Raw genomic sequence first — 15,357 nt, 5'->3', positions numbered from 1 at the left:
GTCTACAGCTACCGGCATCAGCGTTGGAAGACGGGGACGATGGCTAACATATTCCAATTTCTCGACGTACCCCGGCAGGATCCTGACAAGGAACCGGCCGAGGCTCGCGTACAAAAATTCGGCGAAATCTACGGCAACTTCGACAAGGAGCAAGCCGGCAGCCAAGCAGATCGCTGCCTAGGCTGCGGCAATCCTTACTGCGAGTGGAAATGTCCTGTTCACAACTATATTCCGAACTGGCTCAAGCTAGTAGCGGAAGGTAATCTGTTCGAAGCGGCGGAGCTTTCGCACCGGACCAACTCTCTGCCGGAAGTCTGCGGTCGGGTCTGTCCGCAGGATCGCCTCTGCGAAGGCGCCTGCACCCTCAACGACGGCTTCGGCGCAGTGACTATCGGCTCCGTCGAGCGCTACATCACCGACGAAGCGGTCAAGCAAGGGTGGCGGCCGGATCTTTCCGACGTGGTCGATACCGGCAAGCGCGTCGCCATTGTCGGCGCCGGCCCGGCCGGCCTCGGTGCTGCCGACATCCTGGCCCGCAACGGCGTAAAGCCTGTGGTATACGACAAATACCCGGAGATTGGCGGCCTGCTGACCTTCGGCATCCCGCCGTTCAAGCTGGAGAAAGATGTCGTGCGCACTCGCCGCATGCTGATGGAAGGCATGGGCGTTGAGTTCCGCCTCAACACCGAGATCGGCAAAGACATTCCCTTCCAGCAGCTGGTCGACGAGTACGATGCCGTTTTCCTCGGTATGGGTACCTATACCTACATGAAGGGCGGCTTCCCAGGCGAGGAGAAAGAGGGCGTCTACGAGGCGCTGCCGTTCCTGATCTCCAACATCAATCGCTTGCAAGGCTACGATCAGGAGCCCGGCGAGTACATCGACATGAAGGACAAGCGCGTCGTGGTGCTCGGTGGTGGCGACACCGCCATGGACTGCAACCGCACCTCCATCCGCCAGGGCGCGAAGAGCGTCGTCTGCGCCTATCGTCGCGACGAGGCCAATATGCCCGGCTCGCGCCGCGAGGTACACAACGCTAAAGAAGAAGGCGTGCAGTTCCTGTGGAACCGGCAGCCGGTCGAAATCGTGGGCGACGGCAAGGTCGAAGGGGTGAAAGTCATCACCACGCAGCTGGGTGCCCCCGACGAGCGCGGCCGCCGGCGGCGAACCGGTACCGGGCAGCGAAGAAGTGATTCCGGCCGATCGCGTCATCATCGCCTTCGGCTTCCGGCCGAGCCCGGCCGACTGGTTCGGCGAGCACAACATCACGGTAGACGAGCGAGATCGGGTAAAGGTTCGCAAGGACGAAACATTCTTCGGCCAAACCGACAACCCAAAGATCTTCTCCGGCGGCGATATGGTGCGCGGCTCCGACTTGGTCGTCACCGCCGTTTGGGAAGGTCGGGAGGCCGCGAAAGGCATCCTGAACTACCTCGGCGTCTAACGGGGTTTCGCACGAGCCCCTGCTATAACGGCTCCACTCGAAAAGCCGGCAGACTGCGGTCTGCCGGCTTTTTTATGCAAACGCCGCTACGCCCAACGTCGCGTCGATGCTACACTGCGGTGAACGTTGATCTGCTTGTCACGGCGCTATTCGCGCCTCCGCCGAACGGACCCGATTGTGGCTGAACTCAAGAACGATTTATTACTTCGGGCGCTACTGCGCCAACCCGTCGAACGCACCCCGGTTTGGATGATGCGCCAAGCCGGCCGCTACTTGCCGGAATATCGCGCCGTGCGTACCCAAGCCGGTTCCTTTATGGATCTGTGCCAAAATCCCGAGCTGGCCTGCGAAGTCACGCTGCAACCGCTGGATCGGTTTCCGCTGGATGCGGCCATCTTATTCTCAGACATTCTGACCATCCCCGACGCCATGGGGCTGGGGCTCTACTTCGAACAAGGCGAAGGCCCGAAATTCGAGCGTCCCGTGCGCGATACCGCCGCGATTCAAGCCCTTCCGGTGCCCGACGTCGGCAGCGACTTGCGCTATGTGACCGACGCCGTTAGCTTGATTCGACGCGAACTGGGCGGGCGGGTACCGCTGATCGGGTTTAGCGGCAGCCCCTGGACGCTCGCCACCTACATGGTGGAAGGCGGTTCCAGCAAGACTTTCAGCACGATCAAAGGCCTGCTCTACGATCAGCCGCAGGCACTGCATACGCTGCTCGACAAAACTGCGCAGGCAGTCATCGCTTATCTCAATGCGCAAGTCGAAGCCGGCGCCCAAGCGCTTATGATTTTCGACACCTGGGGCGGAGCCTTGTCGCCGAGCGCTTACCGCGAATTCTCCTTACGCTACGCTCACCAGATAGCCGACGGCCTGATTCGGGAGCGCGACGGCAGGCGAGTGCCGGTTGTTTTCTTTACCAAAGGCGGCGGCCAATGGTTGGAAGACATGGCGGCGATTGGCGTCGACGGCCTAGGCCTTGACTGGACGACCGATATTGGCGACGCGCGCCGACGCGTCGGCGATCGCGTCGCCTTGCAAGGTAACCTCGACCCCTCGACTTTGTATGCCTCACCCGCGGTTATTCGCGAAGAAGTCGCGACCATCTTAGCCAGCTTCGGCAAAGGCTCGGGCCATGTCTTTAACCTGGGGCACGGCATTCATCCGGAGGTTAACCCAGAGCACGCCGGGGCGATGATCGCTGCGGTACACGAGCTTAGCCCCGCCTACCACCAAGCGAGTTAATTGAGAGGGCGTGCGGGTGAAGAAGGTCAAGGTGCTCTCTGCAGGCGTTATTCCCGTACGCCGGGAGCGTGACCAATGGCTGCTGCTTATGCTCCGCGCCTACCAATACTGGGATTTTCCCAAAGGCCGCACGGAGGCCGGAGAAACCCCTCTGCAAGCGGCCTTACGGGAAGTGGAAGAAGAAACCGGGCTGCATGATCTCGACTTCCGCTGGGGGTACGACTTCGTGGAAACCGGGCCCTATGCTCGCGGCAAACTGGCTCGGTACTACATCGCCGAAACACGCTCGGATAAAGTCGTTATGGGAATTGCACCGGAACTTGGCCGGCCTGAGCATCACGAATACCGCTGGGTCGACTACGATCACGCCTATGCGCTGGCAGCCCCTCGTGTACGTCGAGTGCTAGAGTGGGCGAAACCGCGCTTGTTCGACGCCTAGCAGAAGATCTCTCCGACGATCCGGAGTCACCTAGAACGACGACCTATCCGGCCGCAGAGAAAAAGGAGCGGCGGCGGAAGAGCTGAACTCGCAAGCACTCTCCGCCACCGAACAACACCGCGTTCTGGTTATTATTTACGCGGTTCTAGGCTGGCATAGTACGCAGCGAGGTCGGCGATATCCTGGTCGGATAGCCCGCGCGCCTGAGCGCGCATAACGGCATCGCTTCGCTCTCCGCTGCGGAAGTCCTGCAAAGCCTGCTTCAGCTCTTCCACCGACTGCCCCGCAAGGTCGGGGTACATGGTCGGCAGGGCGCTGATGCCCTTTGCACCATGGCACGCAGCGCAGGACGTTGAACGAGCCTGCCCCCGTTCAATGCTGGCGGCCTGAGCCAGGCCTACGGAAAACAATAGGGGGAGCGCAATGACGATCAGTAAATGTTTTTCATGATTGACTCTCGCTGTCATTGAGGGGGACATCACCCCCTAGCAGTTACCAAAAGCTGATCCACCCACAAGCTCGGGCGCTCCTAACCCGCGCGGCGAACCCTCTACGGTCGCGATAACATCGAAGGGCTGGCATCCCTTTCAGCCACTTGTCATGAGCTGCGGCGGCCAATGACTGCCGTTCTTCGTCCGCCACAACAGCCGGGGTCTCTATGGCATGTATTAAGCATAGGTGCTCCTGCGCAAAGACCCCTTGACGGGAGTCAATCTAGTAGTTGATCTTCTTTCTTTTATGGCCCGAGCGCGTGCCCACCGTCACACTACGGCACCGAATTGCTAAAGACTTTCGCCTGCTACCACAAAGCGTGCGTTTTCACGAAAGATCGTCATTGGAACGCTCCGCTTCTTCGCGCATATGATGACGGATCCGACCCACGAAGCGGGGCAGGAAAAGCAGCATCATTAACACGGCTAGCGCCAGTAAAATAGGCTGAGGGCCTGCCGGCTCCTCTCCTAGAATACGCGCGCTGACATCTCCTAGGTAGGAGTAAGCCCAGGTCGCCGGAACCATCCCTACTGCGCTAGCAACGGTATAAGGCAGTAACTTAATCCGCGTTAACCCAAGACCGTAGTTCAACGCCGCATAGGGAACGACCGGGGTCACTCGGGCCACCAGTACAAACCGCCAACCTTCGTCGTCGACACCGCGCTTGACCGGTCGCAGACGTGGCCCTATCGAGCGCTCGAACCAATCGCGAGCTAAATAGCGCGCAATCATGAACGCTAAGACGCCCCCCACGGTCGCACCAATGAGCGAGTAGAGGGTTCCCCACCAGGGCCCGAACAACATGCCTCCCGTCATAGTGAGCACAGGCCCGGGCAGCCAGATGATCGTCGCCACAATATAAACCAGCAGAAATACGCTCGGCGCCCACGCTCCCATCGCCGCAAACAGGTCGCGGACGTCGGTAATGTCGTATTCTCGTAGTAACAACACACCGACCGCTAAGGCACTCAGTAGCAGAACTAAAAAGATCAACCGAAAATAGTTGATCCAGGACATTCGATAACCTCTCCAAGACCAATTACGTCTTCGTTTGATATGGGTCCGGAACCCCGCCTTAGGCCAAAGAAGCTTGTGTAAAGGCCGCCGATTACCTCTGTCGACAGCGGATACAGCCATTTACTGCTTGACCCGCGACGATTGCACGGCATAATCGGCCACTGCCGATGAATGCGACTAGGAGGTCGTCTATGACCGCCCGTAACCATAACCGTCAGTTACGAATGCGCCCACGGCGCCTGCGAAAGGATGCTTTCTCACGCCGATTAGTCCGAGAAAGCAGCCTCAGCGTCGACGATTTGATCTATCCGATGTTTGTGCTTGAGGGCGTTAAACAACGGCAACCCGTCGCCTCCATGCCCGGCATAGAGCGAGTCTCGATCGATCTGTTGCTCCAGGAAGCCGAAGAGCTGATGGAGCTTGGCATACCTGCCGTAGCGTTGTTTCCGGTCACGCCCTCGGAACGTAAAACCGAAGATGCTCGCGAAGCCTACAATAGCGATGGCCTCGCGCAACGGGCGGTCAAGGCGCTGAAAGCGCGGTTTCCGGAATTAGGGGTAATCACCGACGTCGCGCTCGACCCCTTTACCGTCCATGGGCAAGACGGCCTTATCGACGATCAAGGCTATGTTCTCAACGACGAAACCGTTGCCGTCCTCGTCAAACAGGCCTTAAGTCACGCCGAAGCCGGCGCCGATGTCGTTGCCCCCAGCGACATGATGGACGGACGCATCGGGGCTATCCGAGACACACTAGAAAGTGCCGGCCACCGAAATACTCGCATCCTCAGCTATAGCGCAAAGTACGCCTCCGCCTTCTACGGCCCCTTCCGCGATGCCGTAGGCTCTGCCGCCAATCTCAAGGGCGGTAGCAAGGAAAGTTATCAGATGGATCCGGCCAATAGCGACGAAGCGTTGCGGGAAGTCATGTTGGATCTCGAGGAAGGCGCCGACATGGTAATGATTAAGCCGGGAATGCCGTACCTGGATGTCGTACGCCGGGTGAAAGACGAGTTTCAACTGCCAACCTTTGTCTACCAAGTGAGCGGAGAATACGCCATGTTGATGGCCGCCGCTCAAAACGGGTGGCTCGACGAGCGCAAGTGTGCGCTGGAAGCGCTACTGGCGATGAAACGCGCCGGGGCCGACGGTATTCTCACCTACTTCGCAAAGCGCGCAGCTCATTGGTTGCGAACGCCCTAACTATACCGTCAGGGGATACCCCATGAGTCCTAAGAGCTATTTCTCCGGGATTTTCGGCACCTCGCCTGTTCGCCCTTTGCAAAAGCACATGAGCAAGGTGCTGGAATGCGCTCAGCAACTGGTTCCGCTCTTCGAGGCCGTCGCGGCAGGCGATTACGACGCCGTTGCCAAGGCACAGGAACGAGTTTCCCAGCTTGAGGATGAGGCGGACGATCTTAAACGCGCGTTACGGCTAGATCTCCCCCGGACGCTTTTTCTTGCCATGGACCGGCGCGATCTGCTCGAACAACTACGGGCGCAGGATAAGATCGCCAACAAGGCGAAAGACATCGCCGCTTGGTACGCGGCCGCGACATGTACTTACCCAAGCCGATGGTTGAGCCGTTCATGGCCTATCTGCATCGCTCGATCGATGCCTCCGAACAGGCGACCAAAACGGTTAACGAACTCGACGAGCTGGTGGAAACCGGTTTTCGCGGTTCGGAAGTCGAGTTGGTACAGAGCATGTTGGCGGAGCTGTCGAAAATAGAAAAAGATACCGACAACATGCAGATCGCCCTGCGGGCGACCTTGCGCACACTGGAAAAGGATCTCCCGCCCGTCGACGTCATGTTCCTCTATAAAATCCTCGATTGGACGGGCGATCTTGCCGATGCGGCCGAGAAAGTCGGTAGCCGCCTACAGCTGATGCTCGCAAAATAAAAGGCTCCCATGGAATTCGGCATTTATTATCTGATTTTGGCCGCTGCGTTTGGCCTGTTTATGGCCTGGGGGATCGGCGCTAACGATGTGGCTAACGCCATGGCCACCTCGGTCGGCTCCCGCGTCCTGACCATTAAGCAAGCGGTCATCATCGCCGCCATCTTCGAATTTGCCGGGGCGGTACTGGCCGGCAGCAACGTCACTTCCACGATTCGCGGCGGCATTATCGATACCGATTTGGTCGCTGGCACACCCGAGACCCTCGTATTCGGCATGCTTGCCGCCCTACTTGCCGCCGGTGTTTGGCTACTGGTGGCGTCACGGATGGGCTGGCCGGTATCCACCACCCACTCGATCATCGGCGCCATCGTCGGCTTCGGCATTGCAGCCTTGGGTTGGCACGCCGTTCATTGGGGGCAAATCGGCACCATCGCGATGAGCTGGGTCGTCTCGCCGTTACTCGCCGGCACGGTTTCTTATGCGATGTTCCGCAGCGTGCAGTGGCTGATTCTCGACCGCAAAGATCCTCTGCAAGCGGCGAAAACCTACGTTCCGCTGTATATGTTCCTGGCCGGCTTCGTTATGGCCCTGATGACCATGCTGAAGGGGCTGGCTCATGTCGGGCTTGAGCTAAGCACCGGGCAAGCCTATGCCTACGCCTTCGCCGTCGGCCTGGTCGTTATGCTTATCGGCAAATTCTTCATTCAACGCCTGCAACTCGATCCGCAGGCGGATCGCGAGTTCCATTATGCGAATGTCGAGCGCGTGTTCGGCATCCTCATGGTGGTTACAGCCTGTGCGATGGCCTTCGCCCATGGCTCGAACGACGTGGCCAACGCCGTCGGTCCGGTCGCGGCCATCGTCAGCGCGGTCCACACCGGGCAGGTTCAAGAAGCGGCCGTCATGCCGTTGTGGGTATTGGTGTTAGGAGCCGTTGGTATCGTGCTTGGCCTGCTGATGCTGGGGCACAAAGTCATCGCCACCGTGGGCAAGAATATTACCCAGCTCACACCGAGCCGCGGGTTTGCCTGCGAGCTCTCGGCAGCAAGCGTCGTCGTGTTCGCATCCGGGCTAGGGCTACCCATTTCTACGACCCATACCTTAGTCGGCGCCGTACTAGGCGTGGGTCTGGCTCGCGGCATTGCCGCCTTGAACTTGGGCGTGGTCCGGATGATCTTTATGTCCTGGGTTGTCACGCTGCCGGCGGGCGGGATTCTGGCTATCGTTTTCTTCTATATCCTGCGCGCCGTTTTCGGCAACTAACTGCTCGGAGGGAGTGTTTATGAGCGATCGCTACGCTGTGATGGGCAACCCTGTTGCTCATAGCAAATCGCCGCAAATCCACCAGCTGTTCGCAGAGCAAACCGGGCAGGCGTTGAGCTATGAAAAGATCCTCGTTCCTCTCGGCGAATTCCAACAAGCGTTGGAGGCCTTTCGCGACAGCGGTGGCAAGGGGCTTAATATCACGGTTCCTTTCAAGCAAGATGCCCGAGAAGTTGCCCACAGCGTAAGCGAAAGAGCCCGTGCCGGAGGGGCGGTAAATACGCTTTTGTTCGAGAGCAACGGGAGAATCTTCGGCGACAATACCGACGGAACAGGGCTTGTTCGTGACCTCCGCAACAATCACGCGGTCCACCTGGCCGGAAAGCGGATCTTGATACTCGGCGCAGGCGGAGCAGTTCGCGGAGTATTACCAGCGTTACTGGGAGAGCTGCCGGAAAGCATCACGATCGCCAATCGCACCGAAACCAAAGCGATCGAACTCGCCGCACTGTTTAATGCCAAGCTTCCGGTCAAAGGTTGCGGCTATGACGCGCTCGGCGAGCGCTTCGATATCGTGATCAACGGCACTTCGGCCGGCCTGACGGGAGAACTACCGCCCTTACCGCACACGCTGCTACGAGAAGGGGCAAGCTGCTACGACATGGTCTATGGCGATATACCCACCGTCTTCCAGCAATGGGCTCTTGAGCATGACGCGGCATTAGCGCTGGACGGCTTGGGCATGCTCGTCGAGCAAGCTGCGGAATCCTTTTTTATCTGGCGCGGCATTAGCCCGGATACGGCACCCGTTATCGAGGTGCTGCGACAAGCCATGGCCGATTAATCGCCTGTGCGGCGGGCTCAACCGCCTAGTGAGTGCATACTGACCGAACGCTGCACATAACCGGCCGAGACTGCAAACCCCCGCCCCTTCTGCCAAACGGCTGCGCGAATCCGCTCAACCAGTTCCGCATCGCCCGCACCGGCACGTAGCGGCGCTTTCAGATCGACCCCAACCGGCGAGAACAAGCAGGGAAAAATCTCGCCCGTTGCGGTTAGCCGCACTCTGTCGCAGCTTTCGCAAAATGGATTCGAGACCGTGGAAATCACGCCCAAGCGATAGTCGCCGTTAACGCGATAATAGCGCGCGGGCTCGCGCGTCCTGGGTAGCTGCTCAATAGCGAAGTGAGGCGACAGACGCTCAATAATCTCTGCCTCCGGCACCACCTTCTGTGGCGACCAGGCCCCATTGCCGTCCAACGGCATGAACTCGATGAACCGCAAGGGGACACGCTGGCGGTACGCCCAGCGCACTAAGGGCAGTATCTCGTCTTCATTATGATCGCGGATAACCACGGCATTGAGTTTGACCGGCAAACCCGCCGCTTGGGCCGCCTCGATGCCGGCCAGCACCGGCTGCAGATCTCCTTTTGTCAGCGCCTGAAAACGCGCTGGGGAAATCGCATCGATGCTCACGTTCACATCGTCCAAACCGGCCGCAACCAACGCCGGCGCATAACGCCTTAGCAAGACCCCGTTGCTCGTCATCGAAATCCGCTCAAGACCCGCCTCGCGCAATGCCGATAAACTCGCCACAAACCGATCGACGCCTTTACGTAGCAGCGGCTCGCCCCCGGTTACGCGAATTCGCCGGATCCCCAGCTCCGTTACAAACAGCTTGGCAAGACGCAGCAACTCTTCATAGCTCAACAAAGCCTCTCGCGGCAGCCACTCGGGATCTTCCGGCATACAGTAGCCGCAACGGAAATTGCACCGGTCGGTAATCGAAATACGTAACTTCTGCTTACTACGACCGAACCGATCCACTAAAGCGGTCGACTCCTGCCGCTCCACCTCGCGGCTCACCTGCGCCATAAGTTACCCCGTTGTTTCGTCGTTTGCTCGTTGCCATGCGCTGTCAGGCTATCACGGCAGCGCCCCATATCGCTCCACATTGCCATAACTCCTTGACTAGAAACAAAGGCCACTTTAAGACTCATGAGTATCTTTCGGATACACGCAATTGAAAACAGTACTTGCCAGAAGAAGTTATGTAGTTGGTATACTAAGTATTAAATTAAGGTCAAAAGATAACCGGCCTCCGAGTTACGGGACGCAACTCAGCACACCACAGCCTTTAGAGTCAAGGACTTAGACCATGCAGGCGGCACAGCTCTTTCATCGATTCTTCGGTAGCCTCTACGGTGGGGTCACCGATGCCCAGTTACGACAGTACCTTTTCGTCGTCGGTTTCTCCGGCATGGGTCTTATCCTCATCCCGGTACTCGGCACCCTATATATCATCGAAGGCATCTACTGGTTAGCGCTGATCAACAGCCTCATGCTAGCCGGCATCGTCGGCAACTTAGTCTTTCTCCATAAAACCCGTCGCATAAATGCTAGCGAGAATATTGTGCTCGCCGTGTTGTTCATCGTCCTTATGAAAGGCGTCTTTGCCAGTATCGATCAAACAGGGCCTTATTGGTTCGCCCTGTTTCCGGCTGCTGCCTTCTTTATAAAAGGAGTAAAAACGGGCGGTGTCCTGGTCAGCTTAATGGTGCTGTTGCTATTCGCGTTCGCCGCCGCTCAACATGCCAACTGGTTAATGACCGATCACAGCACAACGGCCTTAATCTTTTTAGGCTTCAGTCTGCTTACCCTTGGCAGTATTCTCGGCGTCTCGCGCGCGATTCTGGCCGACGCCGAAGAACGACTGTCCAAACGCAGTGCCGAGCTTAGCAGGGAAGTGCTCGAACGCCACTCCGTAGAAGCTATGTTACGCAAAACGGAAGAGCAGATGCGCTTCATGGCACACCGAGATCCACTGACCGGACTTCCTAACCGCGCCCTAGGCTTCGATCGCCTGGAGCAAACCCTGCTGTACGCCGAACGACACCGCATAGGTGCCGCTGTCATCTTGCTGGATATCGACGATTTCGGCTTATTGAATAGGCAGCACGGCTACGAGACGGGAGACAAGGTGTTAAAAGCGGTTTCGCAACGGTTACAGAAACGGCTGCGGCGCTGCGACACAGTCGCTCGTGCCGGCATTGACGAGTTTATGATCATCTTCAGCGATGCCGATGTCGGCACAGCACTGGCAAAACTGAAAATTGGCCTTCAGGAGGCGTTGAAAGATCCATTTGAAGTCGACGGTCACAGTTTCGACTTGACGGCCAGCATAGGCGCAGCCGCTTTTCCGGAAGATGGCGATCTACCGGAGATATTAATCGAAGCTGCCGACAATCGCTTATTCACCAACCAACAACAGCGGGCGCAAGAAAAAACAACGCCATCTAACATTCCGGCGAACACCCCCTCCCCAGTCGGGGCCGAACGCATGCGCTATGCGACCGGAAGCCTGGATGTCGGTTGAAGGCAGACAAGGGCGCGTAGTAAGCTCACCGCCCTTTGCTCCTGCCCTCCCCCTGATCCGCACCGATAAACCTAATCGCTTACTAGAAACAGCCCTAATCGCGCCCTATACGGAACCCGAAGACGTACGTCAGACTCTCATGATGGGCTGAAGATAAGGCTGTCGCTTTTCCTGTTATAATCTTTCTCTTGTCGACGTCTAAAACAATGCACGGCAAACCCGGTCAGCGCAGACGGCATTAGAGACGAAAGGCGGTTTTCTTGGAGCTCACCAACCAATTCATTTTCGGTGTTGGACTACTGCTAACGGTCAGCATCCTCGCGAGCGTCGTCTCCAGCCGTATTGGCGCCCCGTTGCTATTGGTATTCCTCGTCATTGGGATGCTGGTCGGCGAGCAAGGGCCAGTTGGCATCCACTTTGACGATATTCAGGGCGCGCATCTGATCGGAAGCCTGGCGCTTGCCATCATTCTGTTTGACGGCGGCCTACGCACCCAGACCAGCAGTTTCCGCGTCGGCCTCAAACCGGCTTTGTCGCTGGCCACCGTCGGCGTCGTTATAACTGCGTCCGTAACCGGCCTATTCGTCAGTTGGCTATTTAACATTCATTGGATGGCTGGCTTGCTGATCGGCGCTATCGTCGGCTCTACCGACGCGGCCGCAGTCTTCAACCTGTTGCACTCCCGTGGGCTTGAACTCAAACAGCGGGTGCAGGCCACCTTGGAGATCGAATCGGGCAGCAACGACCCGATGGCCATTTTCCTGACCATTGCACTCATCGACTTCTTGCTCGGTCAGTACACAAGCTTCGGCTGGGGCATGGCAATCGAATTTGCCAGCCAGATGGGCATTGGCGCCTTGATTGGCATTATCGGCGGAAGGGGCCTCACAGCACTGATAAACCGCTTGCCGTTAACGCCTTCGCTGTACTCGCTACTCGCCCTATCTGGCGGCCTACTCATTTACGGCATCGCTGCCGTTATCGGCGGCAGCGGCTTTCTTGCGGCTTACTTAGCGGGCATTATTCTTGCCAACCGCCCCCATCAGGCAGCACAAAACATCCGCCGCTTTCATGACGGCATTGCCTGGCTGAGTCAAATCGGCATGTTCCTCATGCTCGGGCTGCTCGTCACGCCCTCGGAGTTATTACCGGTAGCCGGTCAAGCCATGTTAGTTGCCGGAGTATTGATTCTGGTGGCACGCCCCTTGGCCGTGGTTATCTGCCTGCTGCCGTTCCGTTTCCCGTGGCGAGAACAAGTCTTTATCAGCTGGGTGGGCCTACGTGGCGCCGTACCGATCCTGTTAGGCCTTTTCCCCATTCTCGCCGGCGTCGAAGGTGCGCGCGATTACTTCAACATTGCCTTCTTTATCGTCTTGGTCTCGCTCATCGCCCAAGGTTGGACCATCGCGCCCTTAGCTCGGTTCTTACGCATCGAAGTGCCTCATGTTACCGGCGCATCGCAGCGCATGGAGTTAGACATTCCAGGCCAACACGATCATGAATTCGTCGGCTATCAGCTTCAACCGCGCTCCGAAGTCGTCAACTGGCCAGCCAACCGCGTTCCGTTACCGAAACAGGCGCGCCTATTAACCCTAATTCGTAATGGGGAGCCGCTAGATAAACCGCACCATCAAACCCTACAAGTCGGCGACTACGTATACCTTTTAACCACCTCGCGGGAACTTCCCGCACTAGATCGGTTGTTTGGCGCCAGCGCCGAGCAGGAGCGCCTGGAAGAACACCGCTTCTTCGGGGAGTTCGTCATTAGCGCCGATACGCCGCTGGGCGATCTGGCCGATGCTTATGGCTTAAAACTGCCTTACAAAGGCGCTGCCTCCGAGCTGATCGGCCCCCACTTATACAGCCGTTTCAAGCATCAGCCGGTTGTTGGCGACCGCATCCGATTTGAAGGCTTCCAGCTGGTAGTACGAGAACTGGAGGCCGGCAAAATCACCAAAGTCGGCTTGAAGATAGCTCGCTCTCCCAACAAACGGGCTGTCAAGAAAAGATCGAACAAGAATTAAATCCTTGCGCCCAAACAACACGAAGAGACATCTAGCACTTCCTTAAATACTGTTGCAAAGCCTAAGCGACCCAATGTTTCTGTTACAGACGACTATGGGACGCCGCCCGCGGCCCCTATGGTATTCGTTCTGGTTCGCTGACCGAGGCAGAGTGACGAAACATGCTTGCGTTAAAGGTTCTGCTACTACTGCTAATCGCCAACGGCGCACCGATACTGGCTCGCAATATCGCGGGCACACGTTTCCTATACGCTCTGGATGGAGGACGGCTATATGATGACGGACGACCTTTATTCGGCCCCTCAAAAACCATCCTCGGGGTAGTCGCTTCCGCCCTGTTGACCACCTTGGCCGCAAGCTTGTTCGGCTTTTCGGTCGCCATCGGGCTGCTCATAGCTGCTACAGCCATGCTAGGCGATCTGTTCTCAAGCTTTGTCAAAAGGCGTCTTGGCTACCCCCCTAGCAGCTTTGCCAGTGGGTTGGATCAGATCCCCGAGGCCTTGCTCCCGGCTCTGATACTCATGCCGGTACTAGGATTAAGCTTTGCGGAGGTCATCCTGGTAGTGGCAATTTTTGTCGTTGTCGACCTAAGCCTCTCCATTCTCCTATATGCAGCACGAGTGCGTAGCCAACCCTACTAGTTACTAGTATGCCTTCGCGCTTAGAACGTCGCATAAGGAGCCCCTCGGATATCCTTTACCCCTTCGGAGGGTTGGGGATACCCGGGGGCACCTAAAACAGCGGAGGCCCAATGCGAGGAAGAACCGCCCTGAGCACCCGCCACAATGAACTAGAAGTTATAACCAACCCCTATGTGATAATTGAAACGACCGTCGTCCCAGTCCTCGTCCAGATCATCCGCATTGCGGAAAGTGAACTGATAATCCACTTGGGTCAGAATAAACGTCTGCGGTTGGACATACCATTTCGCACCGACCTCAGGACCAGCTGCCCACGTGTCGGTAAGATTGTCGCCGTAGAAACCGCCGAAGTTAACTCCGACAAACGGCCGCACCATCGCATCGGGTGCACCGAAGTGCCATTGTGTAAACAACGCCGTCGAGCCCTGCCAGATCGAACTCTCGTCAGGCCGGTCGATGTAGTCAATACCTTGACGGACCCCTAACGACCACTCGTCCGTCAGGTATTGGGCAAATGAGCCATTCACCGAGATCGTATTGTTATCGAAATCGACGTCGCTACGACCGGAACCGAAGAGAGTAATCTCCCTATCACCTTCCACCGGGCCCGTCATAGTAGCGGCACCGCCGCCATGCGCCACCTGAGCGGAGACAAGCGCGGGTGCAAAGCCCATCGCCGCTGCCACTGCAAGATACTTCTTCATAGGACTTGCTCCTTGTCCACTTACGTTAATTACATCTTCGGATCATAGGCAGGAAGCCGATCAGCCACCTCAAGCCTCACCTGGGCTGCTTGCTTGCCAACTAGCCGGCTTCGGTTCCATGACAAGAACTCCACAACCCACGGAGCGCTCGCGGTCGGCGGAGCTCTTAAGGTCACCCCCGAGGTGGCGTTGAGAGCCCCACCTCACAACTGTCGCTTTTTAGAGACAGTTGCTTTTTCAACCAGATCAAGCGCTTCCTGGTGAAATCTGTGGTCTCTGTCGCGCAAAGACAACGCTTTTAGCTGCTGCACTAGACAATGGATGCCCGGAAACCCGCATAACCACACGAATCACACGAGTTGGCATCATTCCTGCTTTATACAAAATACGACTGGGAAGCAGGGTGCCGGCAAGCGGCTGACAAGCCAGCCGGAACCCAACCAGGTGCAAGGAGGCACGCTCAGCCAGAACACGGCCAAGCTACCTCCTATAGACGAAGCGGGAGGTTAGCCCTCCCAAAACGGTAAGGCTGTCTGATGTATAGACAGGAATAGCGTTCCCCGTCTCCGGCACGGGGCACTTGAAAGGCGGGTCAAGGCCCGCGTGCCGGGGACACTTTTTCTCCTATGGGCTGCTGTCGTTGGCCGGCTCTACGCGAAAGCGTGAGCCGGTCCTTTCTATCTGGAAAAGCAGACGGGGAGCAGCGAGACAGCTACAAAGGGACGCCCTTCTTTAGACAAAACTTCCCACTCCCCAACCTATTTTAGGTTATAGGGCTGCCGATCCAGATCTTCAAGGGAGCAAC

General features: G+C 57.5%; 12 protein-coding genes and 2 pseudogenes. 10 read left to right on the top strand and 4 right to left on the bottom strand.

The genetic code is table 11. From position 1 onward, the window contains the following. Nucleotides 1–39: 39 nt before the first annotated feature. From CAI21_RS00390 to CAI21_RS00380, 3 genes and pseudogenes are all read left to right on the top strand, one after another. Nucleotides 40–1,444, top strand: a pseudogene (locus CAI21_RS00390) (FAD-dependent oxidoreductase). 177 nt (nt 1,445–1,621) lie between these two features. Beyond that, a complete protein-coding gene (gene hemE, locus CAI21_RS00385) occupies nt 1,622–2,692 on the top strand; it encodes a uroporphyrinogen decarboxylase (protein WP_116300472.1) in 1,071 nt (356 codons plus the stop codon). Between the two features lie 16 nt (nt 2,693–2,708). Beyond that, nucleotides 2,709–3,131, top strand: coding sequence for a bis(5'-nucleosyl)-tetraphosphatase (locus CAI21_RS00380; protein WP_309544618.1), 423 nt, complete (start codon nt 2,709–2,711; stop codon nt 3,129–3,131). A 131-nt stretch (nt 3,132–3,262) separates the two neighbouring features. On the opposite strand, the gene CAI21_RS00375 is transcribed toward CAI21_RS00380, so the two are convergent. Further along, nucleotides 3,263–3,598 (bottom strand): c-type cytochrome, encoded by a 336-nt coding sequence (locus CAI21_RS00375; protein ID WP_116300470.1) that lies wholly within the window; start codon nt 3,596–3,598, stop codon nt 3,263–3,265. A gap of 352 nt (nt 3,599–3,950) precedes the next feature. Further along, on the bottom strand, nt 3,951–4,640 hold the full coding sequence (locus tag CAI21_RS00370) for a TVP38/TMEM64 family protein (RefSeq protein ID WP_181919195.1): 690 nt from the start codon (nt 4,638–4,640) through the stop codon (nt 3,951–3,953). Between the two features lie 191 nt (nt 4,641–4,831). On the opposite strand from CAI21_RS00370, the gene hemB reads away from it, so the two are divergent. The 4 genes and pseudogenes from hemB to aroE all read left to right on the top strand — a co-directional run bounded on the left by hemB (nt 4,832) and on the right by aroE (nt 8,651). Then, nucleotides 4,832–5,842 (top strand): porphobilinogen synthase, encoded by a 1,011-nt coding sequence (gene hemB, locus CAI21_RS00365; RefSeq protein ID WP_116300468.1) that lies wholly within the window; start codon nt 4,832–4,834, stop codon nt 5,840–5,842. Nucleotides 5,843–5,864: 22 nt separating this feature from the next. Then, a pseudogene (locus CAI21_RS00360) lies at nt 5,865–6,544 on the top strand (TIGR00153 family protein). 9 nt (nt 6,545–6,553) lie between these two features. Next, nucleotides 6,554–7,807: an inorganic phosphate transporter gene (locus tag CAI21_RS00355; RefSeq protein WP_116300467.1), complete on the top strand. Its 1,254-nt coding sequence runs from the start codon at nt 6,554–6,556 to the stop codon at nt 7,805–7,807. Between the two features lie 19 nt (nt 7,808–7,826). Then, nucleotides 7,827–8,651, top strand: coding sequence for a shikimate dehydrogenase (gene aroE, locus CAI21_RS00350; RefSeq protein WP_116300466.1), 825 nt, complete (start codon nt 7,827–7,829; stop codon nt 8,649–8,651). Nucleotides 8,652–8,668: 17 nt separating this feature from the next. Here aroE and moaA read toward each other — a convergent pair whose 3' ends face one another. Then, nucleotides 8,669–9,682, bottom strand: a complete 1,014-nt coding sequence (moaA, locus tag CAI21_RS00345; RefSeq protein ID WP_116300465.1) for a GTP 3',8-cyclase MoaA — start codon at nt 9,680–9,682, stop codon at nt 8,669–8,671. A gap of 283 nt (nt 9,683–9,965) precedes the next feature. On the opposite strand from moaA, the gene CAI21_RS00340 reads away from it, so the two are divergent. The 3 genes from CAI21_RS00340 (at nt 9,966) to CAI21_RS00330 (ending at nt 13,848) form a co-directional block, all read left to right on the top strand. Beyond that, complete coding sequence (locus CAI21_RS00340) at nt 9,966–11,183, top strand: GGDEF domain-containing protein (RefSeq protein WP_116300464.1); 1,218 nt, start codon at nt 9,966–9,968, stop codon at nt 11,181–11,183. A gap of 260 nt (nt 11,184–11,443) precedes the next feature. Further along, a complete protein-coding gene (locus CAI21_RS00335) occupies nt 11,444–13,207 on the top strand; it encodes a potassium/proton antiporter (RefSeq protein WP_116300463.1) in 1,764 nt (587 codons plus the stop codon). Between the two features lie 161 nt (nt 13,208–13,368). Then, nucleotides 13,369–13,848 (top strand): CDP-archaeol synthase, encoded by a 480-nt coding sequence (locus tag CAI21_RS00330; protein WP_116300462.1) that lies wholly within the window; start codon nt 13,369–13,371, stop codon nt 13,846–13,848. A 149-nt stretch (nt 13,849–13,997) separates the two neighbouring features. Here CAI21_RS00330 and CAI21_RS00325 read toward each other — a convergent pair whose 3' ends face one another. Then, nucleotides 13,998–14,552 carry a porin family protein gene (locus CAI21_RS00325; RefSeq protein WP_116300461.1) on the bottom strand — a complete coding sequence of 185 codons (555 nt, stop codon included), beginning with the start codon at nt 14,550–14,552 and terminating at the stop codon, nt 13,998–14,000. Nucleotides 14,553–15,357 lie beyond the last annotated feature (805 nt).

The organism is Alkalilimnicola ehrlichii (genome assembly GCF_003399765.1).
Taxonomy (GTDB): domain Bacteria; phylum Pseudomonadota; class Gammaproteobacteria; order Nitrococcales; family AK92; genus AK92.
The sequence above is the reverse complement of the archived record's forward strand: the minus strand, read 5'-3'. Positions and strand labels throughout refer to the sequence as shown.